Origin of the sequence: Leuconostoc sp. LN180020, from assembly GCF_014844115.1 — a bacterium.
GTDB lineage: Bacteria > Bacillota > Bacilli > Lactobacillales > Lactobacillaceae > Leuconostoc > Leuconostoc citreum.
This window is the reverse complement of sequence record NZ_CP039736.1, coordinates 1,394,924-1,421,074: the sequence shown is the minus strand read 5'-3', so window position 1 is coordinate 1,421,074 and position 26,151 is coordinate 1,394,924. Positions and strand designations below refer to the sequence as shown.

The 26,151-nt window shown below is 37.8% G+C and carries 26 protein-coding genes; 8 read left to right on the top strand and 18 right to left on the bottom strand.

Going from position 1 to position 26,151, the window contains the following annotated elements; translation table 11 throughout:
• Positions 1 to 159: 159 nt before the first annotated feature.
• From FAZ25_RS07295 to FAZ25_RS07265, 7 genes are all read left to right on the top strand, one after another.
• A complete protein-coding gene (locus FAZ25_RS07295; protein WP_004902967.1) occupies positions 160 to 1,005 on the top strand; it encodes a hypothetical protein in 846 nt (281 codons plus the stop codon).
• A 202-nt stretch (positions 1,006 to 1,207) separates the two neighbouring features.
• The gene (locus FAZ25_RS07290) at positions 1,208 to 1,594 is read left to right on the top strand and encodes a hypothetical protein (protein ID WP_004902964.1); all 387 of its coding nucleotides are present in this window, start codon (positions 1,208 to 1,210) and stop codon (positions 1,592 to 1,594) included.
• Positions 1,595 to 1,617: 23 nt separating this feature from the next.
• Positions 1,618 to 3,765 carry a hypothetical protein gene (locus FAZ25_RS07285; protein WP_004902963.1) on the top strand — a complete coding sequence of 716 codons (2,148 nt, stop codon included), beginning with the start codon at positions 1,618 to 1,620 and terminating at the stop codon, positions 3,763 to 3,765.
• Positions 3,766 to 3,777: 12 nt separating this feature from the next.
• Positions 3,778 to 4,659, top strand: coding sequence for a sortase domain-bontaining protein (locus FAZ25_RS07280; protein WP_004902961.1), 882 nt, complete (start codon positions 3,778 to 3,780; stop codon positions 4,657 to 4,659).
• Positions 4,660 to 4,676: 17 nt separating this feature from the next.
• Positions 4,677 to 6,863 carry an LPXTG cell wall anchor domain-containing protein gene (locus FAZ25_RS07275; protein WP_004902959.1) on the top strand — a complete coding sequence of 729 codons (2,187 nt, stop codon included), beginning with the start codon at positions 4,677 to 4,679 and terminating at the stop codon, positions 6,861 to 6,863.
• 88 nt (positions 6,864 to 6,951) lie between these two features.
• Entirely contained in the window at positions 6,952 to 8,013 is a 1,062-nt protein-coding gene (locus tag FAZ25_RS07270; RefSeq protein WP_004902958.1) for a GW dipeptide domain-containing protein, read from the top strand.
• 444 nt (positions 8,014 to 8,457) lie between these two features.
• Positions 8,458 to 9,468, top strand: a complete 1,011-nt coding sequence (locus FAZ25_RS07265; RefSeq protein WP_192269313.1) for an IS30 family transposase — start codon at positions 8,458 to 8,460, stop codon at positions 9,466 to 9,468.
• Positions 9,469 to 9,860: 392 nt separating this feature from the next.
• On the opposite strand, the gene FAZ25_RS07260 is transcribed toward FAZ25_RS07265, so the two are convergent.
• From FAZ25_RS07260 to rfbA, 11 genes are all read right to left on the bottom strand, one after another.
• Positions 9,861 to 10,304: a GNAT family N-acetyltransferase gene (locus tag FAZ25_RS07260; RefSeq protein WP_085699138.1), complete on the bottom strand. Its 444-nt coding sequence runs from the start codon at positions 10,302 to 10,304 to the stop codon at positions 9,861 to 9,863.
• Between the two features lie 74 nt (positions 10,305 to 10,378).
• Positions 10,379 to 11,377, bottom strand: a complete 999-nt coding sequence (locus FAZ25_RS07255) for a S9 family peptidase (RefSeq protein WP_192269310.1) — start codon at positions 11,375 to 11,377, stop codon at positions 10,379 to 10,381.
• 73 nt (positions 11,378 to 11,450) lie between these two features.
• Entirely contained in the window at positions 11,451 to 11,774 is a 324-nt protein-coding gene (locus FAZ25_RS07250; protein WP_192269308.1) for a YbjQ family protein, read from the bottom strand.
• Positions 11,775 to 11,881: 107 nt separating this feature from the next.
• On the bottom strand, positions 11,882 to 12,070 hold the full coding sequence (locus tag FAZ25_RS09655; protein ID WP_243236203.1) for a GNAT family N-acetyltransferase: 189 nt from the start codon (positions 12,068 to 12,070) through the stop codon (positions 11,882 to 11,884).
• Between the two features lie 48 nt (positions 12,071 to 12,118).
• A complete protein-coding gene (locus FAZ25_RS09650) occupies positions 12,119 to 12,367 on the bottom strand; it encodes a hypothetical protein (RefSeq protein ID WP_243236202.1) in 249 nt (82 codons plus the stop codon).
• Entirely contained in the window at positions 12,364 to 13,101 is a 738-nt protein-coding gene (locus FAZ25_RS07240) for a MerR family transcriptional regulator (protein ID WP_192269305.1), read from the bottom strand. Before FAZ25_RS07240 ends, FAZ25_RS09650 begins: the two co-directional genes overlap by 4 nt.
• 341 nt (positions 13,102 to 13,442) lie before the next feature.
• Positions 13,443 to 15,671 carry a hypothetical protein gene (locus FAZ25_RS07235; protein WP_243236201.1) on the bottom strand — a complete coding sequence of 743 codons (2,229 nt, stop codon included), beginning with the start codon at positions 15,669 to 15,671 and terminating at the stop codon, positions 13,443 to 13,445.
• Positions 15,655 to 16,623: a glycosyltransferase family 2 protein gene (locus FAZ25_RS07230; protein ID WP_004902752.1), complete on the bottom strand. Its 969-nt coding sequence runs from the start codon at positions 16,621 to 16,623 to the stop codon at positions 15,655 to 15,657. Before FAZ25_RS07230 ends, FAZ25_RS07235 begins: the two co-directional genes overlap by 17 nt.
• Position 16,624: 1 nt before the next feature.
• Positions 16,625 to 17,446 carry a glycosyltransferase family 2 protein gene (locus tag FAZ25_RS07225; protein WP_004902753.1) on the bottom strand — a complete coding sequence of 274 codons (822 nt, stop codon included), beginning with the start codon at positions 17,444 to 17,446 and terminating at the stop codon, positions 16,625 to 16,627.
• On the bottom strand, positions 17,446 to 17,856 hold the full coding sequence (locus FAZ25_RS07220) for a GtrA family protein (RefSeq protein ID WP_004902755.1): 411 nt from the start codon (positions 17,854 to 17,856) through the stop codon (positions 17,446 to 17,448). Before FAZ25_RS07220 ends, FAZ25_RS07225 begins: the two co-directional genes overlap by 1 nt.
• 148 nt (positions 17,857 to 18,004) lie before the next feature.
• Positions 18,005 to 18,898, bottom strand: a complete 894-nt coding sequence (rfbA, locus tag FAZ25_RS07215) for a glucose-1-phosphate thymidylyltransferase RfbA (RefSeq protein ID WP_192269302.1) — start codon at positions 18,896 to 18,898, stop codon at positions 18,005 to 18,007.
• Positions 18,899 to 19,093: 195 nt separating this feature from the next.
• Between rfbA and FAZ25_RS07210 the strand changes: the two genes are divergently transcribed.
• A complete protein-coding gene (locus FAZ25_RS07210) occupies positions 19,094 to 19,798 on the top strand; it encodes a M15 family metallopeptidase (protein WP_192269300.1) in 705 nt (234 codons plus the stop codon).
• Positions 19,799 to 19,836: 38 nt separating this feature from the next.
• Here FAZ25_RS07210 and FAZ25_RS07205 read toward each other — a convergent pair whose 3' ends face one another.
• The 7 genes from FAZ25_RS07205 to FAZ25_RS07175 form a co-directional block, all read right to left on the bottom strand.
• Complete coding sequence (locus FAZ25_RS07205) at positions 19,837 to 21,588, bottom strand: ABC transporter ATP-binding protein (protein ID WP_004908667.1); 1,752 nt, start codon at positions 21,586 to 21,588, stop codon at positions 19,837 to 19,839.
• Between the two features lie 45 nt (positions 21,589 to 21,633).
• Positions 21,634 to 22,206 carry a MarR family winged helix-turn-helix transcriptional regulator gene (locus FAZ25_RS07200; protein ID WP_004902763.1) on the bottom strand — a complete coding sequence of 191 codons (573 nt, stop codon included), beginning with the start codon at positions 22,204 to 22,206 and terminating at the stop codon, positions 21,634 to 21,636.
• Positions 22,207 to 22,381: 175 nt separating this feature from the next.
• Entirely contained in the window at positions 22,382 to 23,056 is a 675-nt protein-coding gene (locus FAZ25_RS07195) for an ABC transporter ATP-binding protein (protein WP_004905186.1), read from the bottom strand.
• Positions 23,057 to 23,060: 4 nt separating this feature from the next.
• The gene (locus tag FAZ25_RS07190) at positions 23,061 to 24,122 is read right to left on the bottom strand and encodes an FtsX-like permease family protein (RefSeq protein ID WP_192269297.1); all 1,062 of its coding nucleotides are present in this window, start codon (positions 24,120 to 24,122) and stop codon (positions 23,061 to 23,063) included.
• A gap of 3 nt (positions 24,123 to 24,125) precedes the next feature.
• A complete protein-coding gene (locus FAZ25_RS07185; protein WP_192269294.1) occupies positions 24,126 to 24,650 on the bottom strand; it encodes a TetR/AcrR family transcriptional regulator in 525 nt (174 codons plus the stop codon).
• Positions 24,651 to 24,768: 118 nt separating this feature from the next.
• Positions 24,769 to 25,200 (bottom strand): Rrf2 family transcriptional regulator, encoded by a 432-nt coding sequence (locus tag FAZ25_RS07180; protein ID WP_004905190.1) that lies wholly within the window; start codon positions 25,198 to 25,200, stop codon positions 24,769 to 24,771.
• Between the two features lie 67 nt (positions 25,201 to 25,267).
• Entirely contained in the window at positions 25,268 to 26,119 is an 852-nt protein-coding gene (locus tag FAZ25_RS07175) for an NAD(P)H-binding protein (RefSeq protein ID WP_192269291.1), read from the bottom strand.
• Positions 26,120 to 26,151: the final 32 nt, after the last annotated feature.

The following is a 26,151-nucleotide window of genomic DNA, read 5'->3' as shown; positions in this document are numbered from 1 at the left end:
TGGAATTTGATGGAATCTCCTCAACTATCCAAGTCGAGCTTGCCCCCTCGTAAAGCCTTAAAGGCGAATAAATACAGTAAAACAAGCAATTTTAGATGATAAAACATAGTGTATAATTATCCTTATAGAAACTATTTGAGATAGCCGGGAGATCACAAATTGAAAATTAGGTACATTATATTATTTTTTATAACCGCTTCTTTGGCTATCGGTGGTGTTTTGGTCTATATTGGCCATGATAATTCAAATACGACTCTCGATAGTGAGAAAACGTCTAAAGCCTCTGATGTATCATCCACAAAATCAGCCGTTGAATCAAGCTCAATTGACGAGACAATCTCTGCCAGTGGTACAGATTATAAAATTACGACAGTAAATGGTCTGGGTGGCGTTTTCGCAAAGCCGGTCGCTATCACAAAGATTCTTAACGAAAAAACTGCTTTAGATATTATTGCGTCAATTCCAAATTTTAACCATTATAAACTAACGTCAATTGTAAATAATGGTGATCAGTGGAACGCCAAAATTAACGTACAAGGCGTTGCCTACGAAGTTACATTATCACACTACCAAGGGACTATGGGTATAATTTCTCTGACAGAAGGTAACAATAACAAAAAAGGGTATGGATTTAGAATTCCTGATTCACTTTATGATCCCTATCGTAACGAGGACAAAAAGATTCAAGAGGACTTCGCTAAAACCTTGTCATCCTCAACAAGTTCAGCTAATGGCTTAACTGAAAGTGAAGCCGTGGATTTGGCCAACAAATATGTCACTGGTTCAGTTGGTGCAAATAAAGAACCTTTTAAATTTTATAGTAAAAGTGGGGATTCCTATATCTTGAGGACTGATATAAAAAAGGGAACAAATGGTGCATCTGATGTTGCAGCTTTTGCGACAGTTAAATTAGCTGATGATAGCCATGTTCAGGTAACTGCGAATACCTGGGTTTCAAGCACTGGTTCGCACGCACCATTTTACGATAAAGTTGTACCACGCTGATTTTATTAACTATATTATCTTTATTAGTTACGATATTAAAAACACATCTGTTGATGTGTTTTTTTATTACATAATAGTTCTGTAACTCATGAAATTGATCTGAACTGGTAATTTTTTTCGGTTCACTTTTTGTCAAAATCAGCTCCCTTGTTATAGTATGCGTGTGTTTCGGACACAAACTATAAAAAAGGGGGCTTTTCTTATGCAAAAGTCAAAACATTCTTTCCCCAGATGGGGTGCTGTTTTAAAATCAAAAACACAATCCTTGTCTATCGCATTCGGGACATCATTATCCATGTTGATGCCCATTGTTGCCTCGGCCGACGTTGGCGATGCTGCTAAATCAACTGGTACAGATGTAGCCAAATTCCTCTTTATTGGTTTAATTATTGTTGGTGGGATTAGTTTGTTAGTCGCTGGTATCATGATGGCCAGTGGTAGTCAACGCTTGCATGAAAAAGGGCAAAGTCGATTACTCAAAACTCTGCTAGGTATTGTTGTTGGTTGCTTAACAGGTATGATTATCACTTGGATTTACGGGGTAATTACTTCTGCTGGTGGTGGCAACTTCATCACTTGGCCATTCTAAAACAATAGGGAAGAGGAGCGCACATGTTTGGATTTAGAAAAAAGGAAACTGTCATTGAGACAAACTATTATGCCCGCATTGATGAAAATACACTAGATTTTAATGAAGACTTGGTGCAAAGCTTGGCAGAGAAATCTGGTGATTTGGTGACAACTTGGCCAAACGCTAGTTTAGCTGACTTACAACAATTCTTGTTTTTGCTAACTAACGATATTGTACGAGCGAGCAACCGTAATTTCAAAATCGGTAACATTACTTATTTTGAAAAAGACAACAAAGGTCGTAGCGAGCCAACTGGTTTGAGTTGGGATAATGCTGAAATTACACCAGCCTTTGAAAACATTGCTGTGGCGACTGCTGAACACATTTTCAATGCAGCTTCAGTGAGACAGGACGAAGAGACTGACTATGACACAATTATTGATGCCTTGACACCTTTTCTTGAGGCTGTGATTGAAAATACTGAATTGTCAGTTAACGATATGCCTGTCTTACCTGATGCACAACAGTATCGTCAAGCTCAGGAAGACGGAGAAATCATTACCGTTGAAGCAAAGAAATTTGTGATCCAACGGACTGAAACAAGACAACCATCTGAGAACGGGAAGTTAGTAGATCATGTGGCAGTTAAAGAACAGGCTAATGAGCCTGTCACACCTAGTGTACCTGTAAAGACGAAAGCACCTGCGCCACAATCTACTGTGCCACCCGTATTCGGACATGGCAAAGAGGCGAACGTCAAAACACCACCTACTTTGGTGAAAGGTCTATCTGAAGCTCAGAAACTCATTGATCAGGTTAAACTACACCCCAAGGGGTTTGATGTTTCGAAAGACTTACAAGAGGTAGCACCTGTTAATGAGCAATACGTGCAAGCGCAACTTAATCAGGAACGTCGCAAGGCCAATACATTCTTGGACGAGACGAGCACCATGTACACCCAAAAAGTTCGTAAAGCCTTAGCTGAGTTGTTACATCGCTTAAATGAGAACAAGAAAGAACGTTTGCAAGCCTTGCAACAAACTGATGTTCTCAGCGCAATTAATGACACGTTAGCAACTGAAAGACCAGCAGTCTATGAGGACCGTTTTAATCGAGCACAGGCCGCTCGAAAAGCTGGTTTTGATTCTGAACTAAGTGATGAAAATGCCCGCCATGAACAAGCACTAGTTGCTTTGAAAGGGGCTTATGTTCGGGACATTGAATCATTGAAAGTCTCAGTAAATCAAGAAATTGATGACTGGTATACTGAACGTTCAAAAGAACTCGCCAACAGTCTTCAAGCATCGTTGTCGGAAGATATGGCTATCCTAGAAAAGCAAGCTGAGGAAGATGCCATGACGCAATTAACAGCCTTGCGTGATGACTTATTGACTAAGAATATGCAGTCGCTCATGGATATGAAAGCCAATTTGGCTACCGACCTTGAAAAGCAAGCAACCCTTTATCAGAAGCAACATGACGAGGCTGTCTTGAATGCGACAAAGCTAGCGGCAGCGCGTGTTCAAGAAGGCAGCTTGAGTGAACTGGAAAAGCAAATTCGAGTCTTAAAAACAGCAAATAATGAGTTGGAGAGTCAGTTAAAAGCAAAAGATGCGACGAGTAATCAAGCATTGACAGAATTACAAGCACAGCTTACTAAAGCCCTAGCAGAAAAAAATCAGTCAAGCGCAGATGATAAGACGAATGATCGTCTATTAGATATTTTGTCTCATCAAATGCAAACGCCACCAGTAACAGAAGTTAAAAAGTTGCCAGTTTGGAAGCCAATCTTAGTTGGCTTGTTGTCAGCAGCAGCCATAACAACAGCTGGTATTGGTGGTTATGTCATGGCACAACATCAAAACGTGCCAACCCGTAGTGCACAAACCGCAGCAGTTCCTTCTGAGGCAACCATTGCTCAGACTTCTTCTAAACATGACGCGTCTTCTAAAAATACAAATCAGGCAGAAACTAAAGCTGCAAGTGTTAATTCGTCTAGTGTTGCCCCTAGTCCTACAAAAGACAATAATCAAGCACCGAGTAATCCCTTGCTAAGTCGTTTTCATGTTGGTCAAGACATACCAGTGACCATCAATGGGGCGGCAGTAACGGCTAAAATTGTGTCAATACAAGATAAAGCCATTACAGTCTTCCATGACGGTTATAACTATAACGTGCCAATGGATTGAGTAGGTGGTCTTGTGGGATTAAATCAACAACCATTGCAGCAACGCAAAACACACCGTGTCAAAGCCAAAAAGTCACCAAAGAAATTGCTCAAAATAGCTGTTTTGCTAGTCCCTGCACTGATTTTCATTGCTATTTGTGCGATTTATGGTAATCACTCACAGTGGCAGACTGCGGCTCAGTTGAGTAAAACGATTAAAAAGCATCCAGGTAAATCTCAGGCATCTCATAGTGGCTCAATTACAAAAGCGGTGCCAGCCGTGGATGTTGCCAAAGTGAGCCAGCAAGAAAGGGTTACCCCTGATTACTCTGGGCAAGGTGGTTTGACATCCAAAGAAAATATGCTGAAGTTGGCTGCAAGTACACAACCCGAAATATTACGTGGACATGTGGCCATGCCGAGCTATCAGATTAGCGAGCCCGTGTATGAAGGGACGAGTAATCATGTACTGGCTATTGGTGTTGGGATTAACGCACCACATCAAGTTTTTGGGCAAGGCAATATATCAATCTACGGTCATAATATGGGTGACTATAATGCTTTATGGCCATACAAACCAACAAAATTCAGTGCATTGCAGAATATGTCTGAAAAAAAAGTGATGAATCAAGCGATTTATTTATCGGACGGTCAGACTGTTTACAAGTATAAGGTTACCAAGTTAGATTACGGTATTCCTGTGACTACTTATGAAACTGGTTTAACCCAATCAAGCACGACCAAATCAACAATCAATTTGGTCGCTTGTCTTGAAGATGATGCCTTCTGGGCACAGGTTAAGCGCAGCGGCTATACCAACTTTAAAGCTGATAAGCGCATCGTGCTGACTGGCCAACTCGTAAATCAAAAACCACTCAATGAAATAGATACTAAAATCAAACAACAATTACAGTGAAAGTGAAGGAAAATAGCATGACAAACAAAACAGTAGTGAAGACAAAGTTACAAAAGAACTGGCGGACTGCCGTGATGCTAGCGGGGGTTTCGCTGCCAATGATTACAGGTGTGGCGTCTATTAGCGCCGATGACAACACATCTCAAGGTGCATCAACAGCCGACAAAAATAAAGGCATTGATGTCGCTGTTGATCACAGCAAACTTGACGATGCGGTCAAGCAGGCGGAGGCTGCGGGTGTTAAGGTTTCTACTAAGAATCCTAAAGTAATTACCTCAAATGCCGCTGATTTGGAAAAGAATCAAAAAGCAATCGCTGAAGATTACGACTCGCAAATCAAGGCCATCACAGCAGCTGTGGAAAAACAGAAAAAAGCTGATGCGGACTACAATGACAAGAAAGCGAAAGCTGACCAGGTCAAAGCAGCTAATCAGGCCGCTGATGACAAGTATCAAAAAGAAACAGAGCTGTACAAGTCAGATGAAGCGCAGTATCAAAAGGACATGACCAAATATGATGATGACCTGAAAAAGTATGAAGCCGACACTGTGACGCATCAAAATACGGATGGCAAGACACAATCCAATACCTCTGATACTGATCAAGCCATGAAAATGGATAAAACCAGACCAGTTGATAATTCTGACGTTGAAGGGGATATTAAGCCCAAGCAAACCTTCCAAGATAAGCCCAATTTCAGTAAAACAGCTTATGATGGTGGCAAAATCATGTCCTTTGATGGCCAAGATTATTGGGGGCTAGGTGAGTCCACTGGTGTTGCGGTCTTTTCCGGTCATGATATTATTGGCAAAACACTGACGAAGACCTATAAAAATTCTGTCACGGTTGGTGGTCGAAAAGCCAATGTCACCATTGCCTTAACGCCAACTAAGTTCACTGGTACAAGTGATCAAAAGCCATCCGTAGCGATCTCAAACAACCTGATTGATAATTTCAATATTGCTCACTCATCCTATAAATTCCAACTGCGATTCAATTGGAGCGATGACGGCAAAGAACTATCACTTGATGAGTTGAATGGCGCGAATAAGGACAGTAAGTTGTTCTTCTTGGGTGGTTCGTTGACCCCACATCGTTCAGGAAAAGCTAATGAATATATTCAAACTAATGATGCCAAAAATGCCTTTATTGGCAATAAGTCATTTGTCAGCAATATCAAAGGCGCCCCTCAAGATGGGATTTCTTCCTATTATGCGGTAGCAGCTGATAAAACAGCTGAAGCCACAAAGGCACAAGATGAGCAATCCAAAAAGAGTGGTAAGGGCGCTGATGAAGACCCCGAAAACTTTGCTCAGATGGTTGGTGTCACGTTTGGTGAATTCACGACGACGCAACCCACTTTTTACGGGGGTGGTGTGAACACAACAAATGGTGAGGCAGCCGACATTGATAACAATCACTTTATGAACTTTGATGATGTGGCTTTTAACCCAAGACCAGTGAAACCAACACCACCAACAAAGCCAGTTAAGCCAACACCTGAGAATGTTGTTGAGCCTGAAAAGCCTCAGTCCGAAACCGCAACGCAACAACTCACAACATTACTTGATCTACCAACGCCAACAAAAGACGTTAAAGCAGATAAGACGAATGATGCCAACGCAAAATCAATTGATAAGCAGGAAGTTAAAGTTGGGGATAAATTGACTTATGCTTTGCGTGCAGACGCTTTGCCAAAGGACAGAACCACTGATGTCACCTCACTGACATATTCAGATAAATTACCAGTTGAAGTGGATTACGAATCAGCGACAGTCACCACTAAAGATGGAAAAACTGATCTGAGCAAATTTGTGACATTTGATTTCAACAAAGAAACGCATGAATTCACAGCAAAAGTTAGTGAGGACTACCTGAAGCAAATTAACCAAGCTAAGAACGTCGTGCAAGAACTACCGATTATCATGGTTCATGTGAAAGCCAATAAAGCAAACACGACATTTAAAAACCGATATAACCTCTTGTTAAACGATGGATCATATCAAAGTAATGAAGTGGCAAACAAGACTGGTGATCAACCAAAAGCGCCAGAAAAACCATCAACACCAGAAACACCTAAGACACCAAATACAAGTTATGGTGAAAAGCCAAAGGGTCTGCTGTATGCTTCATTGGCAGCTGTCAGTCTTGTTGTTGGCTTATTAATTTTCTGGAAGCCAATTAAGAAATGGTTTAATAAATAATTTAAACCATCAGTTGGACGTTACCCAGGCTCAGCCGTAACCGAATGGGGTGGGAAGCCCAAAAATAAAAGATTACTAGGAGAGTAACATGACGATTAAAACATTATTACTAAGCACAGCGGTACTAGCAACAGTAGGTTTAGGTGGCGCAATTGGGGCGCAATCAGTTGCCGCAGATAATAACCAAGGGCAAACTTATGTGAAAAATATTGATGTGCAAATACCTACTAAGGGTAAAGACGGTGGCGTTTGGACACGTCCTTATGGTCAAAATGGTGCCAGTTATTTAGGTAATGTTCGCGATATTGCAGGACAAAAAGTCGCTGGGTACAGTGCATATAAAGATACGGATAGTGGTGTCCTTTGGGTTGAAATCAATTTTCATGGCCAACGTGGTTTCGTTGACTCAAACACATTAACCCAACCAAATGATGTTGGCAGTGTTGAATATTATACTAACGACCAAGCGTTTATTACTAAGCAAAGCCAGTCAGCAATCGTTCATTCAACCAATTCATGGGATAACCGCTTTAGCAATGACTGGGGACGCGATAAAGATGTCACTTTTGGTGGTTATTCAGGTATCGTGGGTAGTTTAAACCCTTATAATGGCAAGGCAGTTAAAGTGTCTGGTTCGTTCGTCGATAAGAATGGCATTACTTGGTCGCGTATCAGTCCTTTGGATAACGTCAATGAATTTTCATGGGTTGATGCAAGATGTTTGGAGATGAAAAACACAAAAGCCATAGAGTTAGCAAATACGACTAATCATACTTACAAAGTACAAATCAAAAGTAATGTGGGTGATGTTTGGACGCGCCCTTATGGCTTAGATAACAGCCAGTACATGCGTAGCGTGTCTAGTTTGGGGAATCAATTATACGACGTCGACAAGGTTGTTTCCGTTGGCGAACGTGGCAAAGACACCATTCAAGAGTGGGTCCACTTAACCAATGTGGGTTGGGTGCACCGCAATACGGTCAAATTCATCAACTTCCACCAAGGCGGACATTATGTGACTGATCCTAAGTGGCACACAACTTCTTATGTCGAAGACCAGTATGACCCATTTATGTTTGGTGGTATTTCAGGTTCAACACTATCACGTGGATATGACGGTTTGCCAGGTTTTGATAACTGGTATTATTGATGCTTAGTAAAGAACATCTTCTGAAAAACTACATCTAGTCGATGTGGTTTTTTATTTGCCATTTTTTTGAATTCTCCACGATGATACAAATAAATATTTGTGCTATAAATAAGTATTGTAGGTTAACAACATATGCAAAATTGAATAACGTGAAAAATTAGTAGATACACCAACCGTTTTGAACAGATATAGGTTTGATCCCAAAGTAGTAAGCTTTTTCACCTAAATGCCCGTATGCATCATTACAACATCTTATACCCATAGCATACTTATGTTCGCATGTATCAATACATCATCTTATACTCATAACATACTTATGTTCGCATGTATCAATACATCATCTTATACTCATAACATATTTGTTTATTTTCATATCATCATTCTGATTTGTGTAACGGCTAGCCTACACCATTCGACATTTACTGAATACAGGGGAGACAATGAATGCCATCAACATACAAGAGGATTGATTTCGAAGAAAGACTGCAAATTAAAAATTTTATAGATGCAGGCTTGTCTAATAGTGAGATTGCTAGACGTTTACATCGTTCACGGGCCGCTATTACGCTTGAATTACAGCGTAATGCTCGGGTCGTACTGTGGCGTGGTAAAAAAACTGTTCTTAGGCACACGTACGAACCACATCAGGCTGAAAAAAGAGCTCAAGTATTTGCTCAAATCAAGCATAAAAAAGCAAGTAAATTAACACCTCGTCGAAGGAAGATCATTGACGATTTAATCATCAAAAAACATTGGTCACCAGATCAAATCGCGAAAGGCGTGCCAAATCTCAATATTTCTACACGAACCATCTATAACTGGGTTATCAGTAACCAACTACAAGCTAAAGTATCTGATTTACCGCTTAAGGGTAAACGACGACGAAAATTACGTTTGAAACCAGCAAACGAAGGAAAAACCAGAGTTGCGATAGAAAAAAGAAGTATCCGTTTCAGACCTGAAATTATAAATAGTCGTAGTACCTTTGGCCATTGGGAAATTGATGGTGTCATGAGTCCACAAGACTCACAGTCATTTGTGATTACTTTTGTGGAACGTAAAACGCGATTCATGGTTGGTATCAAAACAAAAAGTAAAAACGCTGAAGATGTTCGGACGACTATTGACACATTTATGTCGCGTTTTGAGCTTGTATGTGATAGTTTAACTTGTGACCGTGGTACTGAATTCACAAGTGTTATGTTCATCAATCAAATAGAAAATACTTATAAAAAGAAATTATATTACGCTGATGCGCAATCTCCAGGACAACGTGGCACTAATGAGCGTTTTAATCGCGAATTAAGACGTGTTTTTCCATCTGGATACAACTTTAACCAATTAACGCAAAAAGGTCTTCAGCGAGCGATTAAAGACATAAACGAGCGTCCAAGAGTCGTATTAGCATATAAAACGCCGAGAACGGTATTTAATGAACGAATTATCACAGCATAAAGAAATTTAGGTATTAATTAATAAAGGCATAGCAAATAAAAAAGACAGTAAAAAACTGCCTTGTTTTTGTGTTGACGTCTTGTTATTATGTGTATTAAAATTTACCATTAAAAAATTGTATTACAATTTACAGCGCATATACTCAATGTAACATAATTGTAAATAAGTAGGTTTGAGACCGCCACGTCAACTTATATAACACGTTTAAACAAATAATTTTCGTTCGTCTGTTAAAATAGCACTTGACAAGTTCAGCACCTTTTTAAGTTTACATAATATATATTATCGAAAGTAACTAACGTGGAAAGCATTACCTACGTTTTTAAGTACCTTCTAAACGCTCTCCTGCAATTCAACACAACATCAGTATGATTGATTGTGTGCTTTAACGATTATTCATATAAAAGTATCTTTAGAAATTTTTTTTGGTCTTTAATATGCTTATAACCAATATGCTCGTAAAAATTATGAGCAGCGGTTCTTGACATGCCAGAATTTAGACGAATGTTAGTCAAGCCGTTTTTTAGAGCCTGATCTTCAAGCCATCCCATAAGCTGCGTGCCTATCCCAGATTTTTGACTATCTGATGATACGGCTAAGGCAAGGACATTGAGGCTTGGATCAGCGTATATCTCTTCATAAATTTCAGCATGAACATAACCAAGAATTTTATGATCAAAATCATTCTGATATAGTGCTAAAAAATGATGGTTTGGATCATTTAAAATTTTACGTAATTGATTTAAAGATTTGTCTAACGGATAATCATAACCTAATTCATCTCTATTTATTTGATGAATTTTATTGAGATCTTTTAATGTAACAGCACGTATCATTATTACTCCTATTCCTATTTTTATAACTTGGCGTCATTGATTGGTGACAAAAATTTTAATTCGATTTAATATGATCAAGATGATAGCTGTGACACAAAGGTTTCACAATAATCTAGATAATTTTTATCAATTAAATAGTATTTAGGCAGTATCACACCCACGAGATTAATTAAAAAATCTGAATTAGCTATATCAGGATTGATCATTCGATGTTCAACATTGGGAATCGTTTTTATCCTAAGTTGTTTAGCGTCTATCACTTTTGAATAAACATTTTTTGTTTCCACTGAATCAACATTTTTATCTTTTGCAGCTAAGACGAGACCTATCTTCCCATGAACTTGAGATAAATCGGCAGTGGCATCTTCATTCAACAGTTTACGAACAAAGCGATATCTGTCTGCACTAATCTTTTCACTACCCCCATGCATTTTGTATTCCTGATAAGTATTATATTTTTGAATTAAATAACTATCGTTGATAAAATTTCTTTTGATTCTGTTTATTTCTTGATTAGTAGCGCCCGATTTTTTTGCCTGCCAGACGTTATAATATATACCCTGTCGCATGACATTAATGGCTGGCGCTGCCAAGAGCGCAAAGCTAATTTTATTTTCCTGTTTCATTACTTTAGGGATAACCCACCCGGCTTGACTAGCGCCCCATAAGCCTATCCGATAGTTTGCATTCGGATAGGCTTTATGAACCCAGTCAATAACTTCGGTCACCTCATTTGCCCTATCAGTCATCGATTGATGAAGCCAATTACCCGTTGATTTCCCAACACCAGGTTTATCCCAAGAAATTGAGACATAACCCTGCTTAGCAAATCTTTCCATTAACGGCTTGTAACCATCGTCTTGCGTTGCATTTTGAGCCCCGTCGCCGTGTACAAATACAATAAAACCCTTAATTTTTTCATGTTTTGGAAAAGTCATAATAGTTGACAAGTTGTTAGTTTTTGTATGAATCATTATCTTTTTTTCTGACATTTGATAATCATTACCAAAAATAAATATTCCAATCATCAGAACTAGCACTATAAAAATAGCAGCAAATATTTTTTTCTTCATTACATCTTTACCTAAAGTTAATTTTAAAAAATAGCAAATTTAACGCCTAACTGAATCAAATTGCCCAGTGTACTTATTCTATTACTGCAGCTGTGCCTCTAGCTGTGACAACAATTAGCATGATATCAGAATTGACAAATTGATTATAATCCACACAAACATCAATAATGATATTAGCAGACAAAAGCGCCGCTTGGCTTTTTAGCGCTACAAGGGCTAGTTCTCGGCCTTTGCTGAATTCTTCTGAGTAACTATTAGATTTGCACCCAAAAATACCCTTGATACCACTTATGGCATCCTTAACGATATTTACTGACAATACTTGTTCACTAAAAACCGCTTCCTTGACTTCGACAATATCTTTATTACTAAACATTTCGGTCGTAACAATCTTCATTTGATTTCTCCCATACCATAAAACACCATTTTTCATGGTTAACACAAATTCCGGAAAGCATGCTATGCTGAACTTTCCGAACGACAAAATTATTTTTTTGATACAACTTAATGGCTCTTGTATTTTCCGCAGCAACATATAGCGTTAGTTTTTTGGGTTAACAGTTGTCTTTGACAATATTTTATTAATTGCGTTCCCACGCCCTCCCTTCTACATTTATTTGAGACTACCAGAAACTCAATATAAGTTTCATTGCTTAGTGGTTTGTATCCTAGTACCAAAAAGAACAGAATCACTTTAAGGCGCGTCGTACCAGAGTAAAATCTTTTTATAGCATCATAAAGTTAGGAACCTGCTTCTTTGTTTGAGTAAAATAAGCAGCCGTAAATGTCATTATTTTGATGTGCAATAATTAATTGGTTATTATTTTCACTGATATAACACGCTAAAAATTTAGCAATGTCTTTGGCGACATTAATGTTAAAAAGTTTTACTGTAAATTTACGTTCAAAACTATCCAAAATTAGCATACTCAGTTGCTGACGCATGTCTTCTGAAAACATGTCACGTTTGCTGAGTGTTCCAACAATCATAATTTAACCTCTAACGTAAAAACTGTCGCCTGATTATAAGCTAAGGAACTAAAAATATTTTCATAGCATAGTATTACACTATTATCAGTAGATAAGGCATTTTTTATAAAACTATCGTTTTTAAATGATTCAATTTGGTTATACAGCTCCTGTTCTTCCTGAATCAATACATTTTTATATGCATAATCTCCCTTTGGCATAACATAATGATAGTCATCTGATTTACCAGGAAAGCATGTGTCATAATTGCCATTACTTTTGATAAGATAACATACATTCTCTGGTTGATAAGAATCAAATTTAGCAATTTCTAATAAATTTAACTGTTCCTCTGCCAACAAATTGTCTGGCACTTCTTTGAAGAAACGACCATCTCTTTCTGCAAAGGCAATTTGGTCAAATTTTGTATTTTCTTGTGCCTGAATAATCGTATGAATAATCCGTTTAGTTGCCAATAGTGAATTAATTTGATCTTGAACTTTAGCTTCAGCAACCCTAAAAACGTCAGTAAAATTATCTTGTTCTAATAATTTTTTGATATCTTTAACAGCATAGCCAATTTTTCTAAATGTCAAAATTTGATATAACCTATAAAGATCAGTTTCTGAAAATGTATAGTAACCGCTAACAGAATTTTTTTCGGGTGAGAGTAATCCTTCATCAACGTAATGCCTAATGGTATACTTTGTAATTTTAAAAATACGAGCTAGCTCGGAAATGGAATAGTTTTGCATAAGCTTCCTTTCTTGAATAGTTAAGTTGATTATATTGTACACTGTGTGGTAACCACGCAGTCAAGTAGTTAGAAAATAAAACTGTATTAAAAATACAGAGATGTTGATTTATCAACATGCCAAACAAAAAAACACTACCTTAATGTAGTGCTTCCAATAAGAAATGATTATGAACTATATGATATAGCCATTACTGAAAATGCTACCCCACTATAATTTACAGAAAAACGTGTCATTAGACATACTGTTAATTCATTGAAAACAAAAAGTGTATTAAATAATTTTGATTTAATACACTCTTCTTGAAATGATATAATTAACAATTACGTCAGGAACGGAATTTAGTTTCTCCCAACTACCTTAATTAACATGCGTATTAATGACCAAGACAAGGTAAATACCACAGAAAAGACAACTAAAACGAATGCAGGTTTTAACATTGGTGGTTCAAACCGCAAAGTAATGGTTTTTGGCATGTGCGATGCGGGTACCTCAATTTGAGTCAAATACCCCCGTAAGGGAGTGATTAACTTAGCACTGTGCCCTATAACATGATAACCCGGCCAGGCAGTTCGTGAAAAGACGACCTTTTCATTTTTATCATGAGCTGGGACATAAATTTTAACTTGATAATTATTGTTAGCAACTTGCTTAATACTATTTAAGCTACTCCAAGCAACACTGCCAACTTGACCAACCGAAACATTACGTTGAATTACGGCAAAATCGCGATTATAAGACGTTAAACGCCAACCATTAGGCACATTTTTTCGATGGATAAGGTTTTGATAAATCTTTTTATCATCTTCGTTACCAACTGCTATCGTATCAATCTTGAGCAAATCAACCAATGGTAATTGCGTTGTCTTATCTAGTGTAAAGAGCTTATTATAGTGCTTTACTGGAATGCGCGTGGGATCCCCACCACGAAAATCGTCGCTAAACTTTTTAAAGCCAACGGGCGTATATACATTCATTGAATCATTGTCAGTAACATACCAATCATTTCCCATAATGATATGACTGCTATTTCCTAATACAACTGTATTGCCTTTGTACTTTTTAGCCATATTTAAAATATCAGCTTTTTTTGCTGGCATATCATAGTCAACATATCGATAGGTAATGTGTTGCTGCTGTATACTATCCCGTTGTCTGCCTATGGTTCTTTGCTGAACAATCATCGAAAAAAATGAGATAACAATAGCTAGCGATAAGATAGTAATTGCCGGTTTTTTGATGTTAAACCGATAATTTTTATACTGAAACTTCTTGCCACCACTACTTATATAAGCAATTGCAATAATTACCAAACCAATAATTAAATTAATAACTAAAACTGATTTCAATCTGGCTGGTGTATTGGACACTTCTAAATATGTGCCAAGCAAAACTATTGATGTGAGGAACCAAATACGTGCTTTATTAAAAGTCAAGCCTACTTGTGAAATCACCATCACCAACATTAGCAATAGTAATTGTCCAAAATAAGCCATCATACGAACTGGAAAGCGTAGCGGACCAACGCTGTCTGGGCCAAATAGCAGCAAAAACGCTATTAAGAACGGTACCACCCACTGTATTAAATCAGTCTTATGGTTATTAATAAACGACCGAATAGCCTTGAAGTTAAGAAAAGCGATTAATAACAAAGGCCAACCTATGTACATAAATGGCATGTATGTAACACCGCCTGCGGTCCACCAAGAGTTCATTTCAGAGTAGCCGACTGGTGAAAACGAAAACAACAAATCAGACAAATTGGGCGATAAGAAGTTATTATTAAAGATGCCTGAAGTATTTCTTAATGTCACTGTTGCTATAGCAATACCAGGTAAATAAACAGCTATTGTCGCAGCAGCTAAACTAACACCTAACAATACAGTTTTTTTAACGCTTTGCCAATGTTTGTTCATTATAAATGCGATTAATGAGCCAAGCATTGTCATAATTAGCATAATCGTACCGAACACATAACCTATTGTTATGATGGAATAACCAATCAGGAAAACAAGTATTGGGCCTGTATTCTTTTCTAAAAAGCGACGTAATGCCCACCAAAACCATGGAAATAGCGCAGAAACCATTAAATCAGTGACCCACGATGCTGCGCCTGCAAAAAGTGTAAAGCCAACAAATGGGGTGATAAACCCGTAAATAATTGCGTACTTTTTGTCAACGTGCATGGAATGGGCTAAAAAGAAAGCGCCCAAACCTAAAACAACTAATAAAATAATTTTAAAAACAGTTGAGAAGATTACAAAATTAGATGAATGATAAACTGTGAAAGCAATTAACCACACCAAAGGGCTAAAGGTCCCCCATTGACCTTCAGCAAGGTAATTACCTGAGCCCTGCGCTGCAGCATTAAAAATAGGTAAGTGACCTTGTGATAATAGTTTGCCGACTTCATACCACTGACCGATTGCACCACGCTGCGTATCGTCTAAAAAATAAAAACGATGGAAAAATATTAAAGGTATGAGACTTAATCCAACGATGACTAAGGTAATTAGACCAACATTTTTAAAGGTAATAGGCCATTCATTCTGCTTATGCTTGTTCATCATAATCATTCAACTCTTCTGCAATAATATATCTTGGACGATGCTTGACTTCCATGAAAATTTTACCAATGTATTCACCTATAATGCCAATTGCCACTAACTGTAAACCACCGAGCATCCATATTGATACCATCAATGTTGGCCACCCAGTTGACGTTTTACCAAAAGCCCAACCGAAGAAAATATAAATTAAAAATAAAATACTAATACCAAAAATACCAATTCCCAAATTGCGTACAAAAGTAATTGGTGATATTGAGAACGAAGTAATCCCTGTTGCCGCAAACTGTATCATTTTCCTTAATGGATATTTTGTTTCGCCAGCCTCGCGCTCAGCACGCGCGTAATACACGCGGCCTTCATTGAAGCCAATCAAGGGGAAAATGCCTCTCAAAAACATTTCACGCTCTTGATATGCTGAAAATGCTTTGAGCACTTTTTGATTAACCAGTCGAAAATCTGCATGATTTGGAATAGAATTCACTCCCAAAGCACTCATAACTTTGTAAAAGCCCTGCGCCGTGTAACGCTTAAAGAGCGTATCTGTTGTACGGTCATTTCGTACACCATAGACAATGTCTTTCCCTGCGTTAGCCAAATCTACCATATCAACAATGGCTTCCGGATCATCCTGCAAATCAGCATCAATGGTGACCACATAATCAACATCTGTACCTGTTAAATGTGTCATACCGGCAATTAGTGCGTTCTGATGACCAAAATTAGTACTAAAACGAATACCTTGTACTTGGCCGTACTGTGCACGCAGTTGATTAACTAATTCCCACGTTCGATCCTTGGAACCGTCGTCAACATACATAATAAAACTGTCAGATGTGATCTTTTTATTTTCAATCATTGACAACAGCAAGCCATGTAGACGTGCTGTTGTCTTCTCGATAACTTCTTCTTCGTTATATGCAGGTAAAACAATTGCTAATTTTTTCGCTGCCATTTCACTTCATTCCTTTTACTTTATAAACCATTAAACGAGCCAATTGCATGACTTGAGACATAACATTACCACGCCATAAAACGGCGTTTGTCACAATTGTAGGATAGTCTCGATGCATCGCTTTGTTCATGCTAATGACGTGCTGGCTTTGAACATCTTGTAATTCTGCTGTCCACTGCCCCGAACTAACACGGAATTTAACCCCAATTTGATTGTCTGGTACAAAATCACCTTGAGCAAGAACATGTAAATAAGAAGCTAAATCAACAACATAGGGATTTGAAAAATCCCAACCACCGCCTTGCTCAAATGCGTCTCGTCTCATCATGACGCCGCCGGGTTCGCCAAGAGCATTCATGCCTAAGCCAATAACATGCCGCATCACTGCAGTACCACTCATTGGTTTAGTGATTCCCATCAGACCCCATGATTTTTTTAAAATCGTATTTTTATCATCAATGACTTGCCTTAGGCTAGCAGTTAGCACTGCTTGTGGATTTTCTTCAAGCAAATCAAACTGACGTTTTAATGTTCCAGGCAATAAAACATCATCCTGAGGAATTAATTTAATATATTTGCCGGTAGCCTGCTGTGAGACATACTGCCAATTTTCTTTAGCTGCACCAGTTGGGGCATTAAAAATTTTTAATCGCGAATCAGTTTTCGCAATTTCAGCTAATAATTCACGTGTACCATCTTCTGGACCTTGTAATGCTATAGATAAATCAAATGCTACATCACGCTGAGACAAAACAGACAGCACAGTCTCCTCAATAAATGGCCTACCTTTATATACGGGAATAACAACGGATACATCTAGCATTATTTTGTTCTCCTAAATGAAAAGAATTTATGACCAACGAAACTAATCATGGTTGTAACGAGCAAAATTAGGAATTGTGCAATAAGCGGATTCATATGAGTGACGTTGACCAAGAGCGGTAAGACTATTAAATTAATTAAATAGCTCACTGCATTAACCATCGTAAACCTAATAAAGTCAGTCATTGCGTGTCCCTTAGCCTTAAAAGTCACTTTACGATGTAAATAGAAGGCAACAAAATTGGAAACGAATTGAGAAACAATTAAACCAATCATATAACCGTGTGGCACATGTTTCAGCATAAGTGTAATGCTGGTAAATATAAGAAATCCAAACGCTGTATTAAAACCTCCAACGACTAAAAAACGGATTCTTTCATCGGCAGCAATTTTTTTGATATTTTCAATCATCTATATTAAAAAGCCTTTCATTAATTGACGCTCTTTTTATGTACTCAGGAAAACCTGATAATTTAAAATGAACAATTCTGTAACCTATAAACCAAAGTCGAACCACTTCACTCATGTTACTAGTAAAGTAGTTCGCTATGCGATAGTTTTATAAGTCGTTATGTGATTGTTGCCGTTCAGTAGCAACTAAGCGCAAAAGATATTGGCCGTAATCATTTTTTTTCAATGGTTGTGCTAAGGCTTCTAATTGCGTTAATGTAATATATCCCATGCGGTATGCTATTTCTTCTAAAGCAGCAACCTTTAAATTCTGCTGTTTTTGTATTGTTGCAATAAAACTCGACGCTTCCAATAAAGAATCATGTGTACCAGTATCTAGCCAAGCAAAGCCCCGGCCCATGACTTGTACATCAAGATCACCACGATCCAAATATGCTTGATTAACATCTGAAATTTCTAGTTCACCACGTTCTGAAGGTGAAATTGACTTAGCAATATTAATGACATCATTATCATAAAAATAAAGACCTGTTACCGCATAATTACTTTTTGGTTGTTCTGGTTTTTCAACAATAGAAACTGCTTTCTGATTTTCATCAAATGCAACTACACCAAAACGTTCTGGGTCGCGTACTTGGTAACCGAAAACTGTTGCACCATTTTTTTTGACAGCAGCAGCTTGTAGCATTTCTGATAAGTTTGCCCCGTAAAAAATATTATCACCAAGTATCAGTGCAACTGAGTCATCCCCAATAAATTCTTCACCAAGTATAAATGCCTCTGCCAATCCGTTCGGCTGAGGCTGTACTTTATATTGAATGTTTAAGCCCAAGTCACTACCATCATTAAAAAGTTGTTCAAATTGGTTCGTGTACTCTGGAGTTGAAATAATCAAAAAATCTTTGATACCTGCTAACATTAGAACAGACATGGGATAATAAATCATAGGTTTATCATAAATTGGGACCAATTGTTTAGAAGTCGACTTTGTTATAGGGTATAACCTTGTACCTGAACCACCCGCTAAAATAATGCCTTTCATGATAAAAGCTCCTTTGATTAACTTTATAATTATTTGGTAACTGACACATTATCTGACAATAAATTACTAGTACATACTCGTTCATTATACCACAATCCCCTCTCTTTTCTATCCTTAAATATCAGCAAGTAACGTGTGATGAAAAAACGGTGCAGAACTAGTGAAATAAATGTTTAAACATGATAAAATAACATTATGAAAGCGTTTACAAAAACAACTGAATGGGACTGGTTAGCGGTTAAAAATGTACCTATCAAACCACTTGAAGAAGATCTTGTGCCAATTAATTTTTTCCCAGAAAAAATACAGATTAGTCCACAATACTTCTTGCAAAAATTACCAGGTGCCATACCCGAACTATATCTCAGACAAGGAGTTTATGAAAAATTAATTACAGCAAGTAATGATTTACCTTCTGGCTATAAGTTCTTAATTTATGATGCTTGGCGTGATATAAAAACACAACAGGCTTTATTTGATATACTCTACGAACGACATCGGCAACAAAATCCAAACATGACTGTTAATGAGTTACAACAATTGACGCTTAAAATTGTTGCATTACCCTCTACTAACTTGTTGAAGCCGTCTCCTCATAATACAGGCGGTAGTGTTGATTTGACTATTATCGATTCTGTTGGCCGTTTGCTCAATATGGGTACGCCCTTTGATGAAGCAAGTGTTCGTGCCCAAACAACTTATTTTAATGATCCATTAAATGTTATAAGAAAAAACCGACAACTACTATACGACATTATGACACGACATGGCTTTACGAATTATAGTGAAGAATGGTGGCATTATGACTACGGTAATCAAAATTGGGCATGGGTATCAGGTCAATCCTATGCTGTGTATACCGGTACTTCTCCTCAGTTTGCTTGGCACTCACCTTTTTAATCAATAAAGAAACGGTAATCACAATGATTACCGTTTCTTTATTGATTAATAGCCTGTCCCTGAACATATTCACGATACAATGGATGATTTGACATCAGTTCTTGGTGTGTACCAAAGCCACTCACACGACCGTGCTCAATGAAGTAAATTTGATCCGCTCCGACAATAGTTGATAAGCGATGTGCAATCACTAACGTTGTACGATTAGCCATCAAGCTCTCCAAAGCTTTTTGCACCATCGCTTCTGATTGTGAATCTAAACTAGCCGTTGCCTCATCCAACATTAAAATCTTAGGGTCTCGTAAAAAGGCACGTGCTATAGCTAAACGCTGACGCTGGCCACCCGAAACTTTAATACCACGCTCCCCTACTTGGGTTTCCAATTGCGCTGGCATTTCAGCCACAAATGTTTTAGCATAAGCTAATGACAAGACATGCCATAGCTGCTCATCAGAGTATTCCCCAGACAAACCAAATGTTAAATTATCACGAATAGTTCCCGCTAAAATAGCCGAATCTTGAGAAACAAAACCAATTTGTGAACGCCAACTGGCAAGATTCACTTGATTTAATGGCCTATCGCCTATGCTAATAATGCCTGAAGTGGGTTCATAAAAACGTTCGACAAGACTAAATATTGTTGACTTGCCGCCACCAGAAGGGCCGGCAAAAGCAATTACCGTATTTGGTTTCGCTTCAAAAGAGACATCTGTTAAAATATTTTCTTCTGTCGTATACCCAAAGTCTACATGTGATGCCCTAAGTGTTTGCCCTTCAACATTTATTGAATCACCAACCGTGAAGTCTTCCTGCGGTTCACGTAAAATTTCCCGAATTCGTGTCGTTGCACCTGCAGCTTTGCTCATTTCACTAAATACAGTACCTAACATGGGTACTGCACCAATCAAATTAAAGATGTACATCAAAAATGATGTGAGTGTGCCAATAGTCATAGCGCCATGAGACACACGATAAATACCAAATGCTAACAACCCAAATACCATCCCCATCATAATCATCATCATAATAGGACCCATAGCTGCATCGTAAACCGTTTCACGTAAGCCGATTTGATATAAACGACCAATAACACCATTTGTTGATTGCGTTGCTTGTTTTTCAGCATTAGAAGATTTTACTAAGCGAATTTCTCCCAATACTTCTGATGCACTACCATTAAAGTCAGCGATAGCATCTTGCCGCTTACGCGATAACCGACCCGCATATAGCATCAAGGGTGTCAATAAAACCACTGCCACTGGTACCGAAGCAACCACAACCAGTGACATATGCCAATCCATTGTAAACATCATAAAGACTGCACCGATAACTGTTAATATAGCAGATAGCGCACTTGGTATTTTTGAAGCTAATAGTTCTTGTACTTGAGAGGAATCATTCACGAGTCTCGAAGACATTTCACCCGCTTTGACCTCATCAAAATAACTCACGCGTAGGGTCATTAATTGGGCCCATATTTTCTGACGCAACTTTGATACAACATCTTGGCCGAAAAAGCCTAGTAACGCACCACCCACAACAGAAAGCGCGCTTGACAAAATGAATAATATGATAACAGTTAATAATAAATGATAATCAATTCCTTTAGAAAAAGTATTGATTAGATTAGCTGCAATTTTAGGCACGACTAAGTTAATGGCCGTGCCGACCAAACCGATCAATACGCCGATGCTCATCAGCCAATATTTTGGTGAAACTTGATTAATTAGTGAGAAGAACTCACCAAACTTAAACTGTCCCTTTGCGCGATGTACTTCATGTTCGTCCATTATTTTATGTTAACGGTATTATACCGCTACTCCTTTACTATCTGTTTAATCATTATGATGGTGCCAGTAATCATGGCTCATATGTTGACGTAAATGATTGATATGACGTCGATCTCGGCTCACATCTTGTAAATGTTCCAACATACGTTGAGATTGCCGGTCATCAGAGACCAATTGCCGCATTGCATCTAGATAAGTATCAGAACTTAGATACGTAGCCATTTTTTGCAGCAATTCAAATAATTGTTGTCGTTCTTTGGCAGATAACGGCTTAAAAAAAATACTATCAATTAATTCTAAGCGCTCCTGTAATGCCACTGCTTTCGATCTACCGTTATCTGTTAATTTAATGCGCGTAATACGTGAATCAGCCATATCTTTATGTTTAGTGACATACTGTAATTTAGTAAGTTGTTTAATAATTGCTGTGGTACTTGATGGCTTAATATCAAGTGTTTCGGTAATTCGCCCAGCAGTCAAGTCATCATTTTCGAGTAAGACTTCTAATGTACGTCTTTGGTTGTCAGATAAATCGTGATCCAAAGACTTTGCATTGGTCAAATAGAGAAGATGTACCATCACCGTTCGTGTTTCGTTAAAATAGTCCTCTAATGTCATAGGTTCTCCTTTTATTTAGTTTAATATATATATAACTAACTAAATAGTAAAGCATTGACACTATATTGTCAACTTATATTTTGACTAATTATAATACGTAATACACTGCATTTTAACTTATATTTAGGCTCACTGATTAGTAAAAGAACCTAGCGCTTCGGCTAGGTTCTTTTACTTACTTTGTTTGTATAATCGCGCCATCTTCAATATGATAAACATGATCTGCGAATTGCTCTAACCGTAAATCATGCGTCACAATAACAACAGCTTTATCTTCTGCTGTGGCAATTTGTTTAAATAATTCGCCCACCTTTTTAACACGATCACTATCCAATGCTGCGGTTGGTTCGTCTGCAAGAATAAAATCAGGATTAGTATATATGGCTCTAGCGATAGCAACGCGTTGAGATTGACCACCTGATAACTGATTTGGATATTTATCCAATAATTGGTCAATCCCTAAAATTTGCAGGTAATGATGAAATTGTTCGGTTTGCAAATTATTTTGTTTTTTAACACGATCAGCTAATTCAAATTGCTTTTTCACAGTTAAAAAGGGGACCAAACTGTGAGACTGTAGAACAAAACCAACTTGATTCAACCGAAAAAAATCAGAACTTTTGACGTCTTTAACATCTACTAACTGACCGTTTACATAAACTTCACCCGAGGTTGGTGACTGTAATCCCCCGATAATGGTCAATAATGTACTTTTGCCAGAGCCTGATGGTCCAAGTATCAGGGTTAATTCTCCTTGACGAGATTCAAAATTAACACGATTAAGCGCTACAACTTCATTAGTTCCCTCGCCAAATACTTTAGTAACGTCAACCAGCTTCAAACTAGCCATCTTGTTATCCTCCTATCCCTTGTTTGGGTTCAATCTTCATAATAAGTCGAATTGGGATTAATGCGGCAATGATACCGGTAATGATTAGGCCAAATGCTACAGAAATAATGAGATACAGGTCAAAATACATCGGTACAGCAACCGGTAGCAACCAACTACTGATAGCACATAAAACGAGTCCCAGGCTAACTGCAATCGTCATGATGATTGTCGTTTCACTAAGCGTATTGACGATCAAATAACGACTAGGTATACCTTGCGTCCTTAATACTGCCAAGTTAGGCATCTTTTGAATTGTTAAAATATACAGGAAAATAGCAACCACAACAATTGATATAATTATTAAAAATGAAATCATAAACAAAAAGGTACTATTTTGCGCCGTATACCCAGGCATCTTATTAAATAATTGTTGTCTTGTTAAAACCGAGACATTCTCTTTATCCTCAATTGCGATATTTTTTTGACTAATCACGCCACTTGCTGCATAATGTGACGACACACCTTTAACACCGGACCAGTTACTCAAAGAGCCATAGACAATCGGAGCCATATTATAAGTTGCTTGTTTAACAAAACCCACAACAACTAATTTTTTTGGTAGCATGCCAATCGTGATGTTATCGCCAAGCGATAGGCCTTTATTTTTTAGCTTGTCAGATACTAATACCTCATCTTGATTTGTTGGCTGATGACCTGAAACAATTTTGAGCGTTTGATAAATAGTTTTACTTTTATCCAAGCCAATATAAGTTGCAGCGTCACGATGGTTTTGTTTATATTTTATAATCGCTGGCGCGATACCCACAGTTTCAGCATGAGATTGTTTCTTTAAGTTAGTTACCATACTTTGAGTCATCAAAGATTGGCTCAAATTACCATCCGCATCTTTATTCAAAGCAACACTTTGCGTATGCCACGAATTAACCGCAGCAGTATTTTCATTTGACAAGCCCAATGCTAAGGCACTCAAAATAAAAATTAAAAAGCTAATCAATGTAATCACTGCAATGACTAACGTGTATCTCACCTTTTCTTTTAACATTTCATTAATGGCTAAAAACATTGCTCAACTCCTTTTTTGCCAAGCCTTCAAGGCTTGAAACGACTGTATAATGTCGGCTGATCTTTCCGGATACATAAAATAGCTTCTTATTAAACGATGTATCGCTTGAGCAATCAACCAATCGCTAATCTCATTGTCATCTTTAAGCTGACTCAAATCGTCAAAATAACCACTACTGGGTTTTTTTTGACTGTTCATCACAGCATCGTTAACAGTATAATATTGGCACAAAAAATTATAGTAAGGACTATCTTTAGCTTCTAAAATGAAGTTTTCAGCCGCAGATAAACTGTCTTGCGTTTGTTCTAGGCTTTGATGGATATTTTTAAATACAATACTTGCAAGCCACTGGTAAGCATCATAAATATCCTCAAAATAAGTATAAAAAGAACCTCGAGATATCTCTGCCAACATGACGATGTTGGCTACTTTTGCTTCTAATAATGACACGTTAGAAAATTCTGATAGTAAGGCCTGCTTAATCCTTTCCTGTTTTCGAGTACTTAAATTTAGTAATCCACTTTTCATAGTTTACTCCTTACAAATTAATATGACACAATGTCAATATATTGACATTGTGTCATATTAGACCAAAAAAGTCAACAAAAAACGCGCGTGTCAGACATTGCCACACGCGCGTTTTTTACTATTCAGATATCTCATTTGCGTTCAAAATATGTTGCGTCACATCTGCCAATGATATATGTCGCATTTTTTCGTACGCTGCTACTTCAACTTCTGTATAAAAATTATTTAATGTATCCTGAATACGACTTCCCACCAAACAATTCGGATTTGTTTTAGGATCAATATGCAGTAAAGTATGAACCATATTAATCGCAATATAAACATCATAGAGACTAATATCTTCAGGTGATTTAGCTAATATTGGTGCAGCAGCACCTTGTTTCGTCACAAGTAATCCCGCGACACGCAAATCACGCATTAAGTTTCTTACAACACTGGCATTGGAGCCTATACTGGCTGCAATAGCTTGACTTGATAAATCATTCCCCTGAAAGATGTCAATGTATGTCAAAATATGGATTGCATCACTTAATTTATATGAAAAACGCATTAGTCAGCTCCCTATTTTATAAATTACGACACCACGGGCATTATTATATCATAAATCAAACAGCAAATTATGCCTTCAATATGTCGTTAATAGCCTCGGGTAATGGTACTAAATTATGTCCCAGAACGTCTATCAAATCTGTTGTACCATAATCTAATGATCCTTCTTCGATTGGTGCTTGGAAAGAAGCAAATAGACTGGCCATATCATGGTTCAAACCAGTATGTTCCAATGCCTCAATGTATTCTGTTCGTGTCTGTGCTAAAATATCAATTTTCTTACCAGTTGCTGCAATCAAAGCACTACCAAGTGCCTGATAGTCATTAATTGGTCCAGCAAATTCATAAATAGATTTATGGGTTTCAGCAACTAAGAGCTTAGCAGCTGCTTCTGCATATTCTCGTTCAAGTGCCCAACCTGCACGTCCACTAGCCCAGAAAGTAGCAACCTGATTTGTTGCCCCACTTGACAAGAAGCCTTGCTCATTTTCAAGATACCAGTTATTTCTAGCAAACACAGCATTAAGTCCTGATTGCGTTAATGCTTTTTCTGTTTCACGGTGATCGTGAGCCAATGCACTAATCGCTGTTTCAGCTTTTGGGAAACTCGTATAAACTGTCAACTGCACTTGATTGGCTGACAATGCTTCCACAACGTTCAAATGTTGCGTCAACCGTGGTACTTGCCCACCTGGTTGTGAAGAAATAAATAGCACCCGATTGACCCCATTAAAGGCTTGTTTCAAAGCATCAACATTATCATAATCAGCTTGGCGTACTGTGACGTTACCAAACATTGCTTGCGCTTTTTCCTTATTTCGAGCCACAATCACAATATCTTTAATTGGCACTAATTGCTTTAATTGATTGAAAGCCGCTTGTCCAAAACGACCAGTTGCTGCAGTAATTGCATATTTCATGACAAAACCTTCCTTTTTCAAAACGTGTTGTT